This is a genomic window from Mesorhizobium sp. LSJC269B00, assembly GCF_000502815.1.
GTDB lineage: Bacteria > Pseudomonadota > Alphaproteobacteria > Rhizobiales > Rhizobiaceae > Mesorhizobium.
This window is the reverse complement of sequence record NZ_AYVN01000004.1, coordinates 84,081-105,274: the sequence shown is the minus strand read 5'-3', so window position 1 is coordinate 105,274 and position 21,194 is coordinate 84,081. Positions and strand designations below refer to the sequence as shown.

Sequence of the window (21,194 nt, the reverse complement as noted above, 5' to 3'; positions counted from 1 at the left end):
ATGTTCGATTGGCTGATCGTCGGCGCGGGTTTCGCCGGCAGTGTGCTTGCCGAACGGATAGCGTCGCAGCGTCAGGAAAGCGTTTTGCTGATCGATCGCCGCAGCCATGTGGGAGGCAACGCCTACGACTGCTACAATGAAGCCGGCATCCTCATCCATCGCTACGGCCCGCACATCTTCCACACCAACAGCCAAACGATCGTGGACCACCTTTCGCAGTTCACGCAATGGCGGCCGTACGAGCACAGGGTGTTGGCGGCCGTGGACGGGCAACTGGTTCCCATCCCGATCAATCTCGACACCATCAACCGGCTTTACGGGCTAGACCTGACCTCGGCACAGCTGGAGGATTTCTTCGCGTCGCGACGCGAAACGGTGGAGGATGTCCGAACGGCTGAGGACGTCGTCGTCAGCACCGTGGGGCGCGAGCTCTATGAAAAATTCTTCCGCGGCTACACAAGAAAGCAATGGGGCGTCGATCCCAGTCAGCTGAGCAAATCCGTCACGGCACGAGTGCCGACCAGGACCAACCGTGACGACCGCTATTTCAGCGACAGCTTCCAGAAAATGCCGGCCGGCGGGTACACGCGGATGTTCGAACGCATGCTCGATCATCCAAACATCAAGATCATGCTGCAGACCGACTTCCGTGAAATTCGTGAGAAGATACCGTTCAGGCGCATGGTTTATACCGGCCCGATCGATGAATATTTCGGCTGGCAGCTCGGGCACCTTCCGTACCGTTCGCTTCGTTTCGAGCACGTTACACTGGATTGCGAGCAATTTCAGCCGGTTGCCGTGGTCAATTATCCCCAGACGGAAGATTACACGCGCATTACCGAGTACAAACATCTGACCGGCCAGCAGAGTTCGCGGACCAGCCTGACCTACGAATACCCCACGGACATCGGGGACCCGTACTATCCCGTGCCCCGGCCCGAAAACGAAGTGCTCTACAAGCGCTATGAAGCGCTCGCGGCAAGCTGCCCAGACGTCTGGTTTGTCGGTCGGCTTGCAACTTACCGCTATTACAACATGGACCAGGTAGTCGGACAGGCTCTGGCCACTTTCTCGCGCATCCAAAAAAGCCTCCCGGCCTGGGCGCGCACGGACGAGCCGTTGTTGGCCGAGCCGAGAAGATAGCTTCTTTCAAGACGGAAGATCGGGCGGGTATCAGAAGGAGAAACTCGATGGATACAAACTTCAACTCGGAAAGCCGTGAGATATTTATCGTCGGCTTGCGCAACGCGCACGCCATGGAAAATCAAGCGCTGTCGATCATGAAACCTCAGGTCGAGCGTATAGAGAACTATCCGGAGGTGGCCGATCGCTTGCGCCGGCACATTCAGGAAACCGAAGGCCAGATCACGAGACTCGAGTCCGTCCTGGAGGGCCTTGGTGAGGAGCACTCCACCCTCAAGGACACTGCCTTGTCGATGGTTGGCAGCGTAGCCGCCATTGGACATTCGATGGCCGGCGACGAGATCATCAAGAACAGCCTGGCGAATTTCGCATTCGAGAACTACGAGATTGCTGCCTACAATTCGCTGCTGGTACTGGCCGACGCTGGGGGCTTCCAAGATGCTGAAAGGGCCCTCAAGCAGAACCTGAACGAAGAGGAAGCCATGGCCAACTGGCTCAAGGAAAATCTGAGCGACGTTACCATGCGGTATGCCAGGCTCCGCGAGGCTGGGGCGACTGCAAAAAGCTGATGCACCGCACCGGCGCGGGCGGCGTTTCGAAACAGACGCCCGCCCGCCCCTCCCCCGTTTGTAGGCCCCTTCAAGGCGTCGTGTCCGCCACGAGAAGAGCTTGCTGACGGGCCAGTTCATCTGCTGTGGGTTTGCGCAGGTGTCGCCTGCCATCAGCCTGGATGACGGAAAACAAACCAACCTCGGCATGTCGCGAATTGTCCCAGCCCGGGTAGGCCGTTATCGGGTACAGGCAAATACCCTTGACCGGCGCTCCGAGACTGATTGCGGAACGCACCTCGTCGCAGACATAGTGGAGCCAAGCCGGCCCGCCGGATCCCTCGGAACCGGTCTCCGCAATGAACATCGGCTTACCGTAGCGATGAGCAACTTCTAGCAACATTTCCGACAGGGCGCGGTACTCGTGGTGTCCCATCGGAATCGTCGGCCCGTTTACGTACCATTGATTGTGCGGGTAAAAATTCAAGCCCACGACATCGACAACATCTTCGCTCCCGCCCAACTCAGGTTCGACGCGGCCCAGCAACATGTCGTAAGCTTCGAACTGCCCCTGTCGGGCGTTTTCGGCCCGGCGCCGTTCGCTGCGGGTCCGGTCACGAGGGGCGATATGGATAAGCGGCTCGGCCCAGACAAATCTGCAGGCGGGATCGATCTCCCGCATTGCACGAACACCCGCGATGGCGGCCTTCACGAGGTGCCGCTTGAACCATCCACGTTTGTTCGGCCCCACACGCGGGAAATAGCCGACCTCAACAGCCCATGCGAAAAAGGAGATTTCGTTGATGGGACACAACAGAGGCGATGTTCCGGTGATCGAACGGTGTACCTTGACGGCTTCTGCCGCGAACGAGGCATAGGCGTCGATGAAATGCGGCGAGCCCTGATCGACATGGTCCGGAGATCCGTAGTGAAAGATGTCCCAGATTACCTGAACACCTGCCGATCGGGCTGCCTCGACCATTGGCGCCCAACTTGACCAGTCATAGGTTCCGGGAGCGGTTTCGATCAAATGCCAACGCAGGCCGTCGCGGATGGTGCGAAGGCCGAGTTCGGCGCAGCTGCGGTAGTCGCCCAGGGCATGCAAATTATGCGAGGTCGCACGAATAAGATCGAGGCGAACGCCGTCCTTGCGCCGGTGCGAGGAGCATTCAAAGCCTGCCATGAAAAAACTGGCGAAGCGCGAAGCTTCCGGAACCGAGGCCTCCGTCTGGCGTCCCACTTCGCTCATTTTTCGAAGTCTCCTTTGGGCAATCGGCTTCGAACTCGGCCGCCTTGTCCGGACCGGGAACCGCGTTGGCGAAATACCGAATTCAGTCGGGCGCGCCCCATGTTCGTTGCTCAGTCCAGCTCGTCCTTGCGTGGCCGGGTAGTGCCGAACCCATTGGTAGAGCCTTTGTTCCGGTGGTGAACTGTCCGGGAGCCGCGTGGCAAATGAGGAACAAGGAGGCCCGTCCCAAGTTCGGGGCGATGTACCGCCGCCATCATCCACTCGAGCGGCTGCTCAGCAACAACAGAGGCATGGGATCACATGACCGTTCAGATTCGACTTTCCGAGATCGACCACGCCAGGCGCGAGGATCGTGGCGACGGCGCTTGGAGCATCGCACCGGACCTGGGTTACTTGCGGCTAGCAATCGTGAATGTCGTGTTCTTCGGCGCACCGGGCAGCGGAGATCGGAACTGGGTGCTGATCGATACCGGGTTGCCGACGTCTCGCAGCAGCATTCTAGCGGTCGCGGAAAAGCGGTTCGGCGTCAACGCACGGCCGGCTGCAATCATCCTGACCCATGGCCATTTCGACCATGTGGGAACGGTTCTAGAACTCGCAAATGGCTGGGACGTGCCTGTCTTCGCCCATCCACTCGAGCACCCCTATTTGGACGGAACCACATCCTATCCGCCACCGGATCCCTGGGTTGGGGGTGGACTGATGGCGCTGCTTTCACCGCTTTTTCCACGCGGGCCAATCGATCTTGGCAGCCGTTTGCAACCCTTGCCCGCCGATGGATCGATCCCCGGAATGCCCGGATGGCAATGGCTGCACACACCCGGACATGCCCCTGGGCATATCTCGCTCTGGCGCGAGCAAGACCGCTCGCTCATCGTAGGAGACGCTTTCATCACCACCGGTCAGGAGTCGGTCTATGAAGTCGCCATTCAGGATCTCGAGATGCACGGTCCGCCGCGCTATTTCACGCCAGACTGGGATGCAGCGGAAAGGTCCGTGAAGCATCTGGCTGCCTTGGGCCCCCAGATGGTCATCAGTGGACACGGTGCGGCTGCTGCGGGAGTGGGCATGCGTCAGGCTCTCGATAATCTGGCTGAGCGATTCAGGGTATTCGCCGTCCCGCCGAAATTGAAATTCGTGCGGGAGCCAGCGTCGCCGATAGCTAGGCCAATCGAGCCTCCATCGTTCTGAAATTATGGTCGGATTGGCGAACGCGGGACCATCGGACAGAGTAACTCGGTCCAGCGGAACAAACCCGGCCGGCGACAGTTGGGGCACTCGCTCAGGGGGCGACACCCTGCGAAGTGCCGCGAGGTTCCGCGCCATGGGTAGGCTCAGATGGAAACCCGATGAACGCATGCCCCTAGCACGCGTTCCCGCAAAGAGAGATTGCAGAACCGGTGTTGTTGCCATCCAGCCCTAAGTTGACACGCCAACTGCTCTGGATCCTCGGAGGCGCATTCTTGCCCGGTTGCGCGGGGGGAGTGCTCGATCCCCAAGGACCAATTGGCGTCGGCAATCGCACGATCCTTTTGAACTCGCTGGCGGTGATGCTGGTGATCGTTGTTCCCACGCTTGTTGCACTTCTGGCATTCGCCTGGAAGTTCCGCGCCTCGAACAGCAACGCCCGCTATAACCCGGAGTTCACCTATTCGGGACGCGTGGAGTTGATCGTCTGGTCGATCCCGACGCTCACCATCCTGTTCATTGGCGGTCTGATCTACTACGGATCGTATCAGCTCGATCCGCGCAAACCGATCCCTTCTAGCCAGCCGCCGCTCGACATTCAGGTGGTGGCGCTCGACTGGAAATGGCTGTTCCTCTATCCGGAGCAGGGCGTGGGCGCTGTCAATCAACTGGTTATCCCCGCCGGTGTTCCAGTGCGTTTCAAGTTGACCTCGGCCAGCGTGATGAACACGTTCTTCGTGCCCCAGCTTGGCAGCATGGTCTACGTCATGAACGGCATGCAGACCGAATTGCATCTGCAGGCCGACCGCGAGGGCAGCTTTTTCGGCCAGTCGGCGCACTTCAGCGGCGACGGCTTCTCGGATATGAATTTCAGTGTGAGCGCGGTTTCAGCCGATGCCTTCACCCGCTGGGCGTCATCGCTGCGTGGCGGGGGCGGCGTGCTCAACGCCAACGCCTATCGCGAACTCGCCCGGCAAAGCACTAATGTGGCGCCGGCTTCCTTCGGTCATGTCCAGCCTGGGCTGTTCGAAGCGGTCGTTCAGCAGACGCTCCCACCGGGTCCGGGGCCTGCTGAGAGCGCAGCCAGCGGCGAGCCACAGGTGAGCCCAAGGGCATTACCCGCGGCGGCGGCAACGATGACCCATCATCCACAAGGCGCAGAATGACGATGCTGGGCAAGCTCGACTGGTCGGCCGTTCCTTTCGATCAACCCATCCCCCTCGGTGCAGCCCTTGGCGTCTTTCTGGCAGCAGCCGCCGTGCTTGGCTGGATAACGGTGAAGGGCTACTGGCCATATCTGTGGAGCGAGTGGATAAGCTCGGTCGACCACAAGCGCATCGGCGTGATGTACATTGTGCTTGCGATGCTCATGCTTCTTCGTGGTTTTATCGATGCTATCATGATGCGCACACAACAGGTGCTGGCGATTCACGGGCCGGGCTACCTCCCGCCGGAGCATTACGACCAGATCTTTTCCGCGCACGGCACGATCATGATCTTCTTCGCCGCGATGCCGTTCATGATCGGCCTGATGAATTTCGTCGTGCCGCTGCAGCTTGGCGTACGCGATGTCGCTTTTCCGACGCTCAATTCCGTCAGCTTCTGGCTGACGGCTTCCGGAGCCCTGCTGGTCAACATCTCGCTTGTGGTCGGTGAGTTCGCGCGCACCGGCTGGCTGCCCTATGCCCCTTTGTCGGAAACCGCCTACTCGCCGGGCGTCGGTGTCGATTATTATCTGTGGGCGATCCAGATCTCCGGCGTCGGCACGCTGCTCACCGGTGTCAACCTGGTGACGACCATCCTCAAGATGCGAGCGCCGGGAATGGGCTATCTGCGAATGCCGATGTTCTGTTGGACCTCGCTCGCGTCCAACCTGCTCATTGTCGCAGCCTTCCCGATCCTTACCGCCACGCTCGCAATGCTGACGCTGGACCGGTATCTCGGCTTCCACTTCTTCACCAACGAAGCTGGTGGAAATCAGATGATGTTCGTCAACCTGATCTGGGCGTGGGGCCATCCCGAAGTATACATCCTGGTGCTTCCCGCCTTCGGAATCTTTTCCGAGATTTTCTCGACTTTTTCATCGAAGCCCCTGTTCGGATACCGTTCGATGGTCGCGGCCACGATGTTCATCTGCATCGTCTCGTTCATGGTCTGGCTGCATCACTTCTTCACCATGGGTGCCGGAGCGGACGTTAATGCCGCCTTCGGCATCGCCACGTCGGTCATTGCCGTGGGAACCGGTGTGAAAATCTACAACTGGCTCTTCACCATGTATGGCGGGCGCGTTCGTTTCGACACGCCGATGCTTTGGGCACTGGCTTTCGTGACCACCTTCACCGTCGGCGGCATGACTGGCGTCCTGCTTGCCGTCCCGCCGGCCGACTTCGTGCTACACAATTCCCTTTTCCTCGTCGCGCATTTCCATAACGTCATCATCTCGGGCGTGTTGTTTGGAGCATTCGCCGGCTTCACCTACTGGTTCCCCAAGGCGTTCGGTTTCCGTTTGCACGAAGGCTGGGGAAAAGCGGCATTTTGGGTCACCTTGGCCGGCTACATGCTGGTCTTCGTACCGCTCTATATCGTCGGTCTGCTCGGCATGACGCGGCGCCTGCAACATATCGATATGGACCTTTGGGCACCGTGGCTGGTGGTGGCCGCTTTCGGCGTGGTGGTGATGATCGCCGGCGCGGCGCTGCAGATCACACAGCTTTTCGTTTCGATCCGGCATCGCGACAAGTTTCGCGACGAAACCGGCGACCCGTGGGACGGGCGTTCGCTGGAGTGGTCGACATCTTCCCCTCCTCCTGTCTTCAATTATGCACGGCTGCCTCACGTGGAAGACGAAGAGCCCTACTGGAGCATCAAGCAACGAGGGATCGAACAGAGCTCGGACGAGGAAAAGGCATATGAGCCGATCGAGATGCCTCGCAACAGCCCGACTGGCTTCGTCACCGCCTTCTTCAGCACACTGATCGGCTTCGCGCTGATCTGGCATATATGGTGGCTGGCGATCGTCGGTTTCATCGGCGCCTACGCAACCTTCGTCGTATTCGCCTGGCGCGATCATGGAGACTACGAGATCCCTGTCGACGAGGTCGCCCGCATCGACCATGACCACAAGGCAGCCCAGTTTGCCCGGTTGCGCGGGTGGGAGCGCCCGGCATGAGCGATCACGCATTCTCCGGCGACATCAGCGCCGGCACCCAGGCACGGGACCCGTATCGGCTTAATCACACCGGTCGGCATGCGGTGCGCTCTGCGACGGGCCACGGAGAAGGCGGCCCGGCCTCAAAGTTCGTCACGGTGACCTACGGCTTCTGGATCTTTCTCCTGTCCGACATCATCATGTTCTCGGCATTTTTCGCCGCCTACGCCGTGCTCGCCAAGGCAACCGCCGGCGGACCGACAGGCAAGGATCTGTTCGAACCGACACGGGTTGCGGTCCAGACGGGCCTTCTGCTCACTTCGAGCTTCACCGGCGGCGTGGCAACACTCGCCACCCGTCGCAGATCAATGGCTGCCACGCAGTTCTGGCTTCTCGTCACGGGGTTGCTCGGGGCAGCGTTCCTGTTCCTGGAACTACAGGAGTTCGCGGCAATGATCGGCGAGCAGGCAGGCCCCTCGCGCAGCGCATTTCTTTCTGCCTTCTTTGCGCTCGTTGGCTGCCACGGTGCCCATGTCGGTCTCGGCCTGCTCTGGCTGGGAACGATGATGGCGCAGCTGTGGGTCAAGGGCTTTCGGCCCGACATCTTGCGGCGGCTCCACTGCTTCGGGCTCTTCTGGCACGCCCTCGACATCATCTGGGTTGCCATCTTCACCCTGGTCTATCTGCTGGGAGCATCGTCATGACCGAGTTCGAGAGCAAGACCGGCGAGTTGCAGGACCGCCGCGATTCAGCGCCGGGCGAGGAACACATAAGCGAGCACGAAACGGCTGGGGGCCTCTCGGGCTATGTGCTCGGCTTCGGGCTGGCCATCCTGCTCACGATCGCGTCATTCCTGGCGGCGCGAACCGATCTGATTTACCAGCCTGCGGTCATCTCGGCCTTGGTGGTGCTCGCTGTTGCGCAGATGGGCGTGCATCTTGTCTTCTTTCTGCACCTGACCACCGGGCCGGACAACACCAACAACATCCTGGCCCTGGCCTTCGGCGTGCTGATCGTCGCGCTGGTGGTTCTGGGCTCTATCTGGATCATGGCCCACCTGAATGAAAACATGGCTGCCATGACACCCCATCAAACCGGAACCATGCCTTGAACGCTGCCCTGCGAACGCACGGCCGCCCACAGTGCACCATTCGCACCGATGGCCCCAGGAGACAAAAGGCTCGTCAGATCTCGTGCTTTGGCTGGGCTGCGCGTAGGGCATCAAGCGCTAAGCGAACCGCATCGATGCCTGAGACGCTGGGCTGGATCGGCCTGAAAATCAGGCGGCCCTTCCGGTAGTCCAGGCCCAACGCCTTGCTGTTCCGCCATTGGGACGCCGACGGCTTGTACCGAGGGGTGATCGCGATAGCCTCGGGACCCACATCGACTTTGCCGACGCCCAATTCCGACGCTGCTATTCGCAACCTGGTAAATTCCAGCAAAAGGGCTACTTCGCCAGGCATGTCTCCAAAGCGGTCCTCGAGCTCTTCGCTGAATGTATCGAGGTCCGGCTCCGAACGGATGCGGGAGAGCCGCGCATAGAGGCCAACGCGCACCGTAGGCTCGTCGGCATAGCTCTCGGGAAAAGCCCCCTTTCCCGAGCCATTGATCTCGGCAAGTTGCTTGCCGAAGTCGGCCCCTCCGCCAGCCGCCGAGACCGCCCGCTCCAGCAAGTGCTCGTACAAGCCCACTCCGATCAGCTTCATATGCCCGGCCTGGTCTTCGCCGAAAAGATCTCCGGCGCCACGCAGGTCGAGGTCTCTTTGACTGATTGCCAGGCCGGAGCCGAGCCGATCGAGCGCAAGCATCGTCGAAAGCCGGGCCTTGGTGCCTTCGGCCAGTTCAACGCCAGGTTGGGTCAGAAGAAACGCTACGGCCTGCACCGCCCCCCTTCCGACCCGGCCCCGCAGCTGGTGCAACTGCGCCAGACCGAACCGGTCGGGGCGCCAAACGATGATGGTGTTGGCCCGCGGCACATCGAGGCCGCTCTCGATGATGTCGGTGCTCAACAAAATGTCGCCATCACCGTCGGCGAATCCGACCATGACTTCGTCCAGCTGTCTCCCCTTCATTTCACCATGCGCCGTCTTGACCCCGAGTTCCGGCACAAGTCTGTTCAGTTGGTCACAGGCCGGGGCAATATCCTCGATCCGCGGGACCACGAAAAAGCTCTGTCCACCCCGGTGGAATTCACGCAGAAGGGCCGCGCGCACCGATGCTGGATCGAACGCTGCCAAGATCGTGCGAACGGGACGTCTTTTGGCGGGCGGAGAGTTTAGAACGCTGACGTCCTGGATGCCCGACAACGCCGATTGCAGCGTCCGGGGTATCGGTGTGGCGCTCATGCTCAGCGTATGGAGGCGAGGCGTCATGGTCCGCAAGGCCCGCTTCAACTTGACCCCGAACCGGTGCTCCTCGTCGATCACCAGCAGTCCAAGATTGGCGAAGGTGACGCTCTTGGACGCCAGGGCCTGAGTACCCACAACGACCGTAACCTGGCCGCTCCGCAGACCCTCTTTTGCCGCTCTCGCCTCCGCAGCCCCGACCATCCTAGAAAGGTGGGCGACCTGCAGGCCGGTTCCTGCGAAGCGGCGGCTGAACGTCTCATAGTGCTGTCGTGCCAACACTGTTGTCGGTGCTATGATAGCAACCTGTTTCCCGCAGAGAGCGGCGGCGGCGCAAGCACGCAGGGCGACCTCTGTCTTGCCGAAGCCGACATCGCCGCAGACGAGCCGGTTCATTGTTCTTCCCGACGAAAGATCATCGAGCACAGCGCGGATGGCGGCCGCTTGGTCGGGCGTCTCCGTATAGGGAAATCTCGCCGCAAAACGGGCCAACTCCGTGCGGGAGGGCTTCATGATCTTGGCAGGCTGGCTGGACCTGATTTTGGCAAGACTCAAGAGGCGTTTGGCCAGCCTGTCGATCTCGCGCAACGCAGCTTCGCGTCGCTTCGGCCAGCCCTCGCCGTTGAGGCGATCAAGGGACACTGCCTCCGGTTCCGAGCCGTAGCGCCATATTCGTCCAAAGTCGTCGACCGGAACCAGCAAGGAAGCCCCGCCATGATATTCCAGTCTGACGACATCCTGTTGCTGGCCAGCCAACTCGACCTGTTCGACCGCGGCGAGCACGCCCAGGCCATGGTCTTCATGGACGACGACATCGCCAATGCGCAACTCGGGTTCGAGTATGCCCGTGGTCGCGCTCCCGTTCGCCTTCAACGCGGGACCAAACAGGTCGGATGCGGCCACCACGGCGATATTGGATTGCGCGTCGACATACCCTTCGTCGAGGACGAATTCAGCCTTGAGAAGAGAGCCCCTTGCGGCCGAAAGGATTTGCGGCAAGTCGGCCGCTTCCTCTGCCCGCCGGCCTAGTCTCCTATCGAGCAGGCGATCTGCTCGCTGCAATTCAGAGGCATCGCCGGTGAACACTACTCTGACTCCGGCGCTCGTCTGCCTTGTGACGAATTCCGCGAAATCATGCCCGGGTCGGGCCTGGCGGAAGAATTTGGGAACTCCCACGGCAGAAACGGCAAGTCTCACGCAGCAGCGGTTAAGCAGAGCAGCGTCCCACTCTTCACGGGATAGGTAAAATCGTCCCGGCAAAGGTTTTTTCGTTCCGGCTGCCTCCTGCCTGGCACGACGTGCATCCTCGACCAGATCCAGAACTCTGCCGAGCGGCTGCCCGTCGGTCCCTTCAAGGAAGGAGATCGAGGCGCTGGAAGCCGCATCGAAGACGGACGGCATAGCGCCATACGATGCGACCAGGCGCTCTTCCATCGACGTCGCGCGCATCGCTGTCAGCTCAGGATGCTCACCAGCTTTAAAGATCAGCTCGGATGCCGGTCCGACCGTAACCGAGTCTCGAACCTGATCGCTGAGCTGACTGAGCGGGTCGTAGGTCTTGAGCTGGCGGATGCAGGCATCGGGACCAACGATGACGCGAACGGGGCCATCCGCGCCAGCAGGGAAAATATCGATGAGATCGCCCCGAAAGGCTATCTCACCCGGTTCGTCGACCCTCTCGTCGACGACATAGCCAATGGCTTCGGACCTGGTTCTGAAATCGTCACGGTCGAGCTTTTGTCCCACCTCCAGAATTGTGAAACCGCCAGCGATGACCGGAGCAGGCGGCACCCGCTGCAGAATGGCTTCGAGCGACATCACAGCGATGCGCGGGCGATCCGGCTTCGTTGCGATCTCACGCAACGCACGAAGCCTTCGCCCCATATTGGCGCGTGTGGGCCACACCCTGTCGTAGGGCAGGCAATCCCAGGACGGCAGCAAGATGATATCCGCGTCAGGCAGGAACTGACGCAAGGCGCCGGCGATCTCCTCGGCACTGCGTTCCGAGGGAGCTATATGGATGATGTGCTTGTCCCGACTGGTCTCCAGGCCACGGGCCAGCGCTACCGCGATTGCTGAGGATGGCGGTCCGCCGTGCCCTATCGCAGACCCGCTGTCATCCGTGTGATCGATTTGTTCGACATCCGTCCGCGAAATATGCCTGTTCACTGAAATCTCACCTTGCCACTGAGACAACGTCAGCGGAGCCACCCCGTTCCTGGTGGCGCATCAAAGAGTTCCAGGACGGGCTGCGGGTGCAGCCCTCGAAAGGGCGGAGCGAAGGGTCAAAGCTGCGCCGTGATCGGCGAACTCCTGGGGCTGGCTGCCCAGCGGGACAATTTCTAACCGAGCCTATGTCATAGGTTAATGCATTGCTGCCTGCCTCACCTATGGCTGTCCTAAAAAACTGTGCTTCGATCATTCCGGGATCTTCAACCACCCTCGACGCTGGCAGAACGCTCCAGGCATGGGACCATGCCGCACGGCGGCGCCTTCTGCCGCCGCGCATATGTCCCCATGCCAATCGGAACTTTTGGCGCGGATAATAGTTCGATCACCAACATCAGCCAGGTAGTCAATTTGTTCCCCACCTCATCCTCGGATGTACTCATTCGCAAGCTTCAGACCATCTCGGATCTTCGAGAGGCCGATATCGGCGTTCTGAAAGGCATTCCGATCCAGGAGAAGGAATATTCGGCCAACCACGATCTGGTGCGTGAGGGCGACCGTCCTGTTTACTCGTTTATCGTTCTTGATGGCTTGGTCGGTTCCACCAAACATACGGGCGAAGGAAAGCGACAAATCACATCATTCTTCGTCGCCGGCGACATTCCTGATCTGCATGGGCTGCATCTGTCCGTCATGGATTGTAACTTCTCGACCCTTACGCCGGCCCGAGTAGGTTTCATGCGGCATGACACTCTGCGTGCCGTTTGCGACCAGCACCCTCGCATCGCCACCGCTTTTTGGCGGTCGACGTTGATAGATGCCGCGATTTATAGGGAGTGGGTCATCAATGTGGGAAGGCGCGAGGCATACACCCGCATGGCTCACATCCTGTGCGAACTGATTTTTCGCTTGCGCTCCATGGGGCGCATTGAGGATCACGTGGCGGATATTCCCATTACACAGGCGGCCCTTGGCGATGCACTGGGTTTGTCCACGGTCCACGTCAACCGGATGCTCCAGGAACTACGACGCAGAGGCCTCATTGCCACCTCGGGATCAAAAGTTCACGCACTGGACTGGGCTGGCCTCACTCACGCAGGAGATTTCGACACGACCTACCTGCACCAAAGGAACCCCGCAGATTAGCAGTGACGGAAGCTCTCCGATGGCACGATTTTTCTTCGACAGCGGCGATGGCGATCTCATCTTCGAGGACGAAATAGGTGTCGAATGCGCTGGCCTCGAGGAGGTCCGCCGCGCGGGATTCGAGGGCCTTGTCGACCTCACGAGAGAGTCACTGAAGAGCGTCGACGGGCAGCAATTGTTTATCGAAGTGCGCGATGAAAATGGCGCCAAGATTTTGCGGCTGAGCCTCTCGCTTCGGGTAAAATCGAACGTATAAATTTGCACTCTACGCGCAGCGTTAGGCGAGCGGACTGGGACTGCAAACATCCACTGGCATGTCGTGTCTCAAAACCAAGGCCACTTTTGAGCGACATGCATTAACCCATAGATTGTGCCTCGATTTGTGTACAGGACGGGGAACCATCAAAGAGCCGCCGAGTTCGTCCAACGGACAAGCTCGGAATCTAACATGGAAGAAATCGGCAAGGCACAACAAAAAGTCATAGCCCGCCTCATACGGGAGTGGATTTCATCGGACGCCAATCGTCGCCAGCTTCGCCAGTTGCTGGATCTGCCGACAGACGCGGACATGCCTAGCGAGCATCGGTCATTGCTTGACGAACTCGACCGAAAGCTCAACCAATGAGCGCCCCTGCTTTCGGGAGGGCTCCCGAGTGGATGCGAGCCGGTGGCGAGGGGAAAGGAGCTGAGGTCGACATCTGGTTGAGGCCGCCGACATTTGACCCAAGCAGACGCGAACGCTTTACGCCGGACGGCGCCGATTGGCCGAAGAAGAATGTTCGGTGGTGTTCGCGGAGCCGCGGTCCGATTCCTAGAGGTGAGTTTCTGCACCTTGCTGCGCGTTTAAAAGTTGAGAAACGGCAGTTATGATCTGCGGCAGAAAAAAGGGCTTGGTGATCATTATGCTGTTGGGCACGCCTTCCGCTCCCCAGTGTACCGCGCTGTCGCCGCTGATATAGACAACCGGGATGGTCGAGTTGGACCTTCGCAAGTGCCGAGCGACCTCCCACCCCGACTGTCCTGCTCCCAGACGGATGTCCGTGAGCACGGCCTTGAACTTGGTCGGATCGGGGTCGAAAGCCGCCAGCGCCTCGGCGGCACTCCGAGTGCCGACGACCTGGAAGCCGGCCTCCTCCAAAGCTGACTCGAGGTCGAGCAGGATCATTGTCTCATCTTCGACGATCAGAACAGCACCTTCGCTCATCCGGAATCTCCCCAAGCCGCCACCGCTAATACGAGTTCGGCGTCAACTTGGTTCCATCTGACACGCAGCAGCCTGTCGGCTATCGAAGCTCTACGCTGCCTCGATTGCGCGGCGGACTTGTGACGTCGGGAAGCCGCCCTGGAGAACGCCGACGCCGCCTTAGCTGCGTCGACAGCCTTGGACAACGAGGCTGATTACAGGCTGTAGCCGACGCTGAACCGTTGCCGACGAGGTCGCTTTGATCAAGCGTTCTCCTGATCTCCAGAAGCTTGCTGGATCTGCGTCATCACCTTTTGGGGATCGACATTCTCGGCGAGTTCCGGCAGCTCTTTGTCGGCCGGGGTCGAGATATTCAGACGTGCCGTCAAGGCAGCCACCATCTCGATCAGCCGCGTGGTTTCATGTTCGTTTAGAAGGCTGATCTGCAAATCCAGTTCGGCTCGGCGCTCGCTGTGGGCGGCCATTCTGTTCTGATTGATCAGCACAAAGGTAGACAGGAAGATTGCCTCAACCGAGGCGACCATGGCCAGGATCACGAAAGTCGGGTCCCAGGCTGGGACGGCTGGTATCTCGCCAAGGTTTGCGAGGACCCAGACGACAAGAATTGCAAGGTGCAGATAGACGAAAGTCATGCTTCCCGCGAAGCGCGAAACAGCGCCGGCGACCCACGCTTGAACGCCTTGGTGCTCTTCTTGCTGCCGCCTGTGCTCGACCAGGGCCTGTATGTTCTGGTGGAGCACCGACTGCATGTCGGCTGGACGTTGGTCGCTCATTGAAAGCCCCGTTTGGCGATCATTCCGTGCAAGCGGCGTCGCTTATCGCCGGTGGCTCCCGCGAGGCCGGATCTGCCTTGAACTCGACGGCACGAGACTTGGGCCGCTGCCGACGGCCCGCTTGGAACAAGGCGTGCCGTCCTGCAATAGTGTGCACCATGCCGACCACTGCCTGCGGGGCGCTCTGATGAACCATATGGCCGGCGCCCGGAACCACCTCAAGGAGAGACCCACCGACTTCCGCGTGCAAGCGTCGTGCATCGCGTTGCGCGTCGAACAAACGATCCCCGGATCCCGCCATGATGCCGGTGGGCACGGCAATGTCCCTATAGTTGGCCTTTCCCAACAGGGACGCGGCCAGCATCGATGCTGTCTCCAGAGAAACCGCCCGCAGTTGGGAAGGGCGGCTGGCGACATCTTTGGCGAGTGCGGCGAACTCGCCGGCGACGATGGCGGGATTAAAGATCTTCTCCATTGCCCAGTGCCAAGCAAGCCTTACAAGCGGCGGCAGCAAGGTGTGACGAAACGCGGTGCCGATCACAGGCAATGCAGGGAGTGCGGCCAGTGCAAGATCCAGCCGCGGTGGCGGATAGTAGTAGCCCGAGACCAGCACGGTGCCGGCGACCGATTGAGAATGCCTGCGCGCCAATTCGAGGGCGATCCAAGCTCCCCAGGAATGTCCAAGCACGAGGTATTTCTCTATACCCAGCCCGCAGGCGGCGGCATGTATAAGGTCGGCTTGGTCGCGAGCGGACCAACGCCGGCCGCGCGGCCGTGAGCTTCGCCCAAAACCGGGACGATCAAATGCAATCACCCGGTAGGTCTTTGCCGCCTCATCGAAGATGCCGCTCGACTTGAAATCCTCCGCCATGGATCCGTTGCCATGCAAGAGAAGGAGCGGCATGCCGGTTCCGGCTTCGATAAAATGCAGCCGCACACCATCGATCTCCATCACACGTCCGCACGCCCGGCCGGCAATCGCACGTTTGGCGCGGATGGCGTTGTATGCCGCCAGCGCCGCCAATGAGGCCGCGAGCAACCCGGTCGTGAGTTTCGGTCCATCTCTGTCGAACGCCATGCCCGTGCCTGTTGGAAACTATCTGCCGACCCAACTCTCGGGGCGAAAGCTTGTTCCGCCAGACAAGACGCGCTGTACAACCGGCTCAAGCGGCTTGGAAAGTAGGCCTTCTCCATGGAGTTGGGACCGTTAAGCCTGGGCAGCGCTGCTGCCTCCCATTTTCCAATCACCCTGCCAACGTGCGCGCACGGCAATCATCAGCATGGCCGCTTCCGTCATCCCGGTCTGGAAAAGTCTGACCAGCTCTCTCGCGATGGATTCTGCCGCGGTAGTGTCCGACGAAATCTCAAATTCCAGACACAGCGCGTCGAAAACCGACCGAAGCGTTTTCAGGTCGTCTGGATAGAGAGCGTCCGTATTCGTAAGAATGGGTCGGTCAAGCATCAAACGTCTCCAAACGAGTGAAGTGCGGTTCGGGCACCCAGCCAGCGGGAGCTCGTCAAGTGCCCGCTGGTTTCCCCTTTATCCGCCACAGCGCGCCAACCTGTCATTAACCTATGACCGGTGCGGCGTGTTCGGCTGACCGGCCCGCCAAAGAAACTGCCGTCCTGCGGGGAACTCTTGGCCGCAGACTGCATTTAAGTCCGGGCAAAACGGGGGCGAAATGGGGGCCACTTCAAGCAATCCGCGATCTGAACTGCAGCGCTTCGAGCTTTTGGCAGCGCTGGGCGACCGTATCCGCGAGATTACGGATCCCGCAGAACTGGCCTACGCAGCCGCGGAACTGCTGGGGAACCATTTTGGCATCAGCCGAGCCGGATACGGCACGATCGATCTAGAGAAAGAAACGATCACCATCGACAGGGACTGGAACGCGCCAGGCATCAAAAGCCTGGCTGGGACGCTGAATTTCAGGAACTACGGCACGTATGTCGAGGATTTGAAGCGAGGCGAAACCGTTGTCTTTGAAAACGCCGAGACAGATCCGCGAACCAGCGGCCATGCGGAGGCACTCAAAGCCATCAGCGCCCAATCCGTCATCAACATGCCCGTCACCGAGCATGGCGGGCTGGTGGCGCTGTTATACCTGAACCACTCCGCGCCCAGACGCTGGGCGACGGAGGAAGTAGCCCTCATTTCGGCAGTCGCTGACCGGACGCGTACGGCGATAGAACGCCTTCGCGCCGAACTGGCCCTGCGTGAGAACGCCGAACGCCTTGCTTTTCTCGACCGCCTCGGCAGGGAGATAGCCCTCGCGGCCGACGCCGATGCTGTCATGCAGATCACCACTCGGCTCCTCGGCGAACATCTTGGCGTCTCGATTTGCGCCTATGCCGACATGGAGCAGGACCAAGACCATTTCACCATCCGCGGCGATTGGAGCGCACCTGGCTCGCCCAGCATCAGGGGATATTACAGTCTTGCCGATTTCGGTCGCCTGGCTGTCACCAACCTCAGCGCCAACAAGCCGCTTATCATCAACAACAACCTTGAGGAAATTGCTCCCGAGGAAGCGAAGACCTTTCAGGATATCGGGATAACGGCAACCATCTGTATGCCTTTGGTCAAACAAGGCCGACTGACTGCCCTGATGGCCATCCACGACAAGCAGCGCCGCGTCTGGTCGCAACGCGAACTGTCCTTGCTGACCGAGGTGACGGAGCGGTCCTGGGCTCACATCGAGCGCGTTCGCTCGGAACAGGCGGCACGGGCCAGCGAGGAGAGGCTGAGGCTTGCCACCGACGCGGCCGCTATTGGCACCTGGGATTACGATCCCATCAGCGGAGTGCTGCGTTGGGACGACCGGTGCAAAGCCCTTTTTGGTTTGCCGCCGGACGCGGAGGTGACATATGAAAGCGCCTTCCTGGCGGGCCTCCACCCGGAAGATCGCGCACGGGCCGACGAGGCCGTACGCCAGTCGCTCGCGCCGGGCACCCCCTCCCGCTACGACATCGAATACCGGACGATCGGCCTTCGGGATGGCAAGGAGCGCTGGATTGCCGCAACGGGGGAAGCGCTTTTCCAGTCCGGCCGTGCGATCCGCTTCATCGGCACCGTGGTTGATGTCACCGCGCGAAAGCGGGTGGAGCATCAGCTTCAGTTGATGAACGCTACGGCGGCAGCCGTGGCGGCCGAGCTTGACGTGGAGCGAATTGTCCAGACGGTAACCGATGCCGGCGTCGTGCTGTCGGGCGCACAATTTGGAGCTTTCTTCTACAATGTGATCGACGACAAGGGCGACAGCTATGTGCTCTACGCCCTTTCGGGGGCACCTCGTTCTGCTTTCGAAAACTTTCCCATGCCGCGCAACACCGCGGTGTTCGAGCCCACTTTCCGCGGCACAAGCGTGGTGCGTTCCGACGATATCCTCACCGATCCGCGTTACGGCAAGAACTGGCCCCGCAAGGGAATGCCGGAGGGCCATCTGCCGGTGCGTTCCTATCTCGCCGTGCCGGTCGTCTCGCGTTCGGGCGAGGTCCTGGGCGGCCTCTTCCTTGGTCATTCAGAGACCGGCGTGTTCGCCGAACAGCAAGAAGCGGCCTTGCTGGGGCTTGCCGGCCATGCCGCGACGGCCATCGACAACTCCCGGCTGTTCAAGGCGCTGCAGACACTCAACGGCACGCTCGAACAACGTGTCAAAGATGAAGTTGCGGAACGCGCCAGAGCAGAAGAGCACCTGCGCCAAGCCCAGAAGATGGAAGCTGTCGGACAGCTCACCGGTGGCATCGCGCACGACTTCAACAATATGCTGGCCGTCATCATCGGCGGCCTGAACCTTGTGCAGCGCAAGCTCAGAAACGGCGATACCAACGTCCACCAATTCGTAACCGGCGCGATCGATGGAGCACAACGTGCCGCAGAACTTACCAGGCGACTGCTCGCCTTTTCCCGCCAGCAACCACTGGCGCCGAAGCGGCTGAATCCAAATCGCCTCGTCTCCGGTATGAGCGAATTGCTGAACCGGACGCTTGGCGAGACCATCCAGATCGAGACCGTGCTCGCTGCGGGCCTATGGCATGTCGAGGCCGACGCAGGGCAATTGGAAAGCGCGCTGCTCAACCTTTGCGTCAACGCAAGGGATGCCATGCCTGCTGGCGGCAAGCTGACGATCGAGACATCAAACGCCCACGTCGACGATCGCTATGCCAGGGAGAACGCGATCCCCTCCGGCCAGTATGTGATGATAGCGGTCACCGATACAGGAACGGGCATGACTGCTGATGTTGTCGCAAGAGCCTTCGATCCGTTCTTCACCACCAAGGGGGTCGGCAAAGGCACCGGGCTGGGACTCAGCCAAGTCTATGGGTTTGTTCGCCAGTCCGGCGGCAGTGTGAAGATCTATTCCGAGCAGGGCATCGGAACCACCTTGAAAATATATTTGCCGCGCTCGCACCATGGCGTGCTCGACAGCCAAATCGACGTCGTGGCAGGCGAGCACCCCGGCTGTGCAGACGAGATCATCATGGTTGTCGAGGATGAAGATCGCGTCCGGCTGATGGCCGCGGAAGCGCTGCGGGAACTGGGCTACTCCGTGCTGGAAATGCAAGGTCCACGCGAAGCGCTGGTGGCCGTCGAAAGCGGGCAAGTGCCGTCGCTTCTGTTCACCGACGTGGTGATGCCGGAGATGTCGGGCCGGGAGCTGGTGGATCAGGTCAAGACAATGCACCCGTCGCTAAAAGTGCTCTACACCACCGGCTACACACGAAATGCGATTGTCCACAACGGCACGCTCGATTTCGGAACCGAACTTTTGACCAAGCCCTACACGATCGACGAATTGGCAGAGAAAGTCCGGAAGGTGCTGGATCGAAAGTGAACGGGCAACAGCCCGCGACGCTCGCCGTGTGACCGAACCCGGCGTTTGCCGCGTAAGGTGTGCGGCGAAACGGGCCGAAGGTGTCGACACCGACATCGTATTAATATGGCCCGGCTTCACTTTTCCGAGCCAGTATCCCTCCAGATTTTGTCTACCTCTTGCCCATCCGCGGCCTTGCTCATTGCTGTGATGGCGCAGCACGATCGAAATCTCGTTGCCGCCGGTCACCGGTCGGAGAAATAAATGCCGCCTCTGGCTCGCTGCGATGCTCAACACTGAAGTTACCGTAAAAATGCTCGCTGGCCGATGGCCGGATGGAACAATCAACTTGCCGGGATGTTCGGATGATCTAACCGGAGAGATGTCCATGTTCATGCACAACAAGCGCCTGCAATACACCGTTCGCGTCTCGGAGCCGAATCCTCGCCTGGCCTGCATGATCATGGAACAGTTCGGCGGCGCCGATGGCGAGCTTGCAGCGGCCATGCGCTATTTCACGCAAGGGCTTGGCGAGGACGATCTTGGCCGTCGCGACATGTTGCTCGATATTGCGACCGAAGAACTCAGCCATCTCGAAGTGGTGGGATCAATCGTCACCATGCTCAACAAGGGGCTCAAGGCACAGCTGGCCGAGGGCCAAATGAAGGAAGCCGACCTTTACCTGATGATCGGCGCCAGCGGCACAACAGCCAAGGAATCAATTCTGTTCGGCGGCGCTCCCGCGCTGTGCGACTCAGCCGGCGTTCCCTGGACCGCGGCCTATGTCGACTCGCGCGGTGAACCTACGGTGGATTTGCGGTCGAATATCGCCGCCGAAGCCCGCGCCAAGATCGTTTACGAACGCCTCATCAACATCACCGACGACCCGGGAATCAAGGACGCGCTCGGCTTCCTGATGACCCGCGAGATCGCGCACCAGAAGTCGTTTGAGAAAGCACTCTACGCGATCGAAAACAATTTCCCTTCCGGCAAGCTCCCAGGCGTAGAGAAGTACGCCAGCATGTATGTCAACACCTCTCAAGGCGACGGCGATGTCGCTGGCCCATGGAATTCCGGCGAAGAGTGGGATCGGATCGATGACCTTGAAGAGGTGATGCCCGTCGACGGCGGAGACGGCCTGGCAACTGTCAAGCTGGGGGCCAAAGACATGAAGGTGGTGGCCAGGATGGCCGACCGTACGCTTTCCGATCCGGCTTCCGATCCGACAACAGGCGCTGATCTAGGAGCAGGCCCGGGAGCTGGCCGTACCAAGAACGCCGATTTCGGCGGCGCGGCAAGCATTCAGGAGGCCCCGGCCGTGGCAGAGGCTGCCGTCAAACGCGCACGTAGGCGTTAGCACAGAGCCGACGCGGGCATCTATGTTCCGCGATGCGGCCGGAAGCTAACACCGACGAAGGCAGGGCATCCGACCAGCAACGGACTGGCCGGAGCGCTCGCATCGACATC

At 60.3% G+C, this 21,194-nt stretch carries 18 protein-coding genes; 12 read left to right on the top strand and 6 right to left on the bottom strand.

Annotated features, from left to right (window positions below):
* Both glf and X771_RS153435 read left to right on the top strand, forming a co-directional pair.
* Complete coding sequence (gene glf, locus X771_RS153430) at positions 1–1,143, top strand: UDP-galactopyranose mutase (RefSeq protein WP_023668033.1); 1,143 nt, start codon at positions 1–3, stop codon at positions 1,141–1,143.
* A gap of 47 nt (positions 1,144–1,190) precedes the next feature.
* Positions 1,191–1,712, top strand: coding sequence for a ferritin-like domain-containing protein (locus tag X771_RS153435; RefSeq protein ID WP_023687824.1), 522 nt, complete (start codon positions 1,191–1,193; stop codon positions 1,710–1,712).
* A gap of 70 nt (positions 1,713–1,782) precedes the next feature.
* Here the strand turns inward: X771_RS153435 and X771_RS153440 are convergent, their stop codons facing one another.
* Positions 1,783–2,940, bottom strand: coding sequence for a hypothetical protein (locus X771_RS153440; protein WP_023687823.1), 1,158 nt, complete (start codon positions 2,938–2,940; stop codon positions 1,783–1,785).
* Between the two features lie 300 nt (positions 2,941–3,240).
* Between X771_RS153440 and X771_RS153445 the strand changes: the two genes are divergently transcribed.
* The 5 genes from X771_RS153445 (at position 3,241) to cyoD (ending at position 8,387) form a co-directional block, all read left to right on the top strand.
* Positions 3,241–4,131, top strand: coding sequence for an MBL fold metallo-hydrolase (locus X771_RS153445; RefSeq protein WP_023668030.1), 891 nt, complete (start codon positions 3,241–3,243; stop codon positions 4,129–4,131).
* A gap of 197 nt (positions 4,132–4,328) precedes the next feature.
* Positions 4,329–5,294 carry a ubiquinol oxidase subunit II gene (gene cyoA / locus X771_RS17890; RefSeq protein ID WP_084627195.1) on the top strand — a complete coding sequence of 322 codons (966 nt, stop codon included), beginning with the start codon at positions 4,329–4,331 and terminating at the stop codon, positions 5,292–5,294.
* Between the two features lie 2 nt (positions 5,295–5,296).
* The gene (cyoB, locus tag X771_RS153450) at positions 5,297–7,297 is read left to right on the top strand and encodes a cytochrome o ubiquinol oxidase subunit I (protein ID WP_023681135.1); all 2,001 of its coding nucleotides are present in this window, start codon (positions 5,297–5,299) and stop codon (positions 7,295–7,297) included.
* The gene (locus X771_RS153455; protein ID WP_023681134.1) at positions 7,294–7,980 is read left to right on the top strand and encodes a cytochrome (ubi)quinol oxidase subunit III; all 687 of its coding nucleotides are present in this window, start codon (positions 7,294–7,296) and stop codon (positions 7,978–7,980) included. The genes cyoB and X771_RS153455 overlap by 4 nt, the downstream gene beginning before the upstream one ends.
* Positions 7,977–8,387 (top strand): cytochrome o ubiquinol oxidase subunit IV, encoded by a 411-nt coding sequence (cyoD, locus tag X771_RS153460; RefSeq protein ID WP_023687822.1) that lies wholly within the window; start codon positions 7,977–7,979, stop codon positions 8,385–8,387. Before X771_RS153455 ends, cyoD begins: the two co-directional genes overlap by 4 nt.
* Before the next feature lie 73 nt (positions 8,388–8,460).
* Here the strand turns inward: cyoD and X771_RS153465 are convergent, their stop codons facing one another.
* Positions 8,461–11,790, bottom strand: coding sequence for a DEAD/DEAH box helicase (locus X771_RS153465; protein ID WP_023687821.1), 3,330 nt, complete (start codon positions 11,788–11,790; stop codon positions 8,461–8,463).
* A 306-nt stretch (positions 11,791–12,096) separates the two neighbouring features.
* On the opposite strand from X771_RS153465, the gene X771_RS153470 reads away from it, so the two are divergent.
* The 3 genes from X771_RS153470 (at position 12,097) to X771_RS1000000168070 (ending at position 13,561) form a co-directional block, all read left to right on the top strand.
* A complete protein-coding gene (locus X771_RS153470) occupies positions 12,097–12,936 on the top strand; it encodes a Crp/Fnr family transcriptional regulator (protein ID WP_245259912.1) in 840 nt (279 codons plus the stop codon).
* A 19-nt stretch (positions 12,937–12,955) separates the two neighbouring features.
* The gene (locus tag X771_RS153475; protein WP_023668023.1) at positions 12,956–13,192 is read left to right on the top strand and encodes a hypothetical protein; all 237 of its coding nucleotides are present in this window, start codon (positions 12,956–12,958) and stop codon (positions 13,190–13,192) included.
* Between the two features lie 192 nt (positions 13,193–13,384).
* Positions 13,385–13,561: a hypothetical protein gene (locus tag X771_RS1000000168070; protein ID WP_023687819.1), complete on the top strand. Its 177-nt coding sequence runs from the start codon at positions 13,385–13,387 to the stop codon at positions 13,559–13,561.
* 186 nt (positions 13,562–13,747) lie between these two features.
* On the opposite strand, the gene X771_RS153480 is transcribed toward X771_RS1000000168070, so the two are convergent.
* The 4 genes from X771_RS153480 to X771_RS153495 all read right to left on the bottom strand — a co-directional run bounded on the left by X771_RS153480 (position 13,748) and on the right by X771_RS153495 (position 16,375).
* Positions 13,748–14,140, bottom strand: coding sequence for a response regulator (locus X771_RS153480; protein ID WP_023687818.1), 393 nt, complete (start codon positions 14,138–14,140; stop codon positions 13,748–13,750).
* A gap of 242 nt (positions 14,141–14,382) precedes the next feature.
* Complete coding sequence (locus tag X771_RS153485) at positions 14,383–14,913, bottom strand: DUF1003 domain-containing protein (protein WP_023687817.1); 531 nt, start codon at positions 14,911–14,913, stop codon at positions 14,383–14,385.
* Positions 14,914–14,932: 19 nt separating this feature from the next.
* Positions 14,933–15,991, bottom strand: a complete 1,059-nt coding sequence (locus tag X771_RS153490) for an alpha/beta hydrolase (protein WP_023687816.1) — start codon at positions 15,989–15,991, stop codon at positions 14,933–14,935.
* A 129-nt stretch (positions 15,992–16,120) separates the two neighbouring features.
* The gene (locus X771_RS153495) at positions 16,121–16,375 is read right to left on the bottom strand and encodes a hypothetical protein (protein WP_023687815.1); all 255 of its coding nucleotides are present in this window, start codon (positions 16,373–16,375) and stop codon (positions 16,121–16,123) included.
* Between the two features lie 220 nt (positions 16,376–16,595).
* Between X771_RS153495 and X771_RS153500 the strand changes: the two genes are divergently transcribed.
* Together X771_RS153500 and X771_RS153505 are read left to right on the top strand one after the other, a co-directional pair.
* Positions 16,596–19,748 carry a GAF domain-containing protein gene (locus tag X771_RS153500; RefSeq protein ID WP_023687814.1) on the top strand — a complete coding sequence of 1,051 codons (3,153 nt, stop codon included), beginning with the start codon at positions 16,596–16,598 and terminating at the stop codon, positions 19,746–19,748.
* Positions 19,749–20,115: 367 nt separating this feature from the next.
* A complete protein-coding gene (locus tag X771_RS153505; RefSeq protein WP_023681124.1) occupies positions 20,116–21,084 on the top strand; it encodes a manganese catalase family protein in 969 nt (322 codons plus the stop codon).
* Positions 21,085–21,194 lie beyond the last annotated feature (110 nt).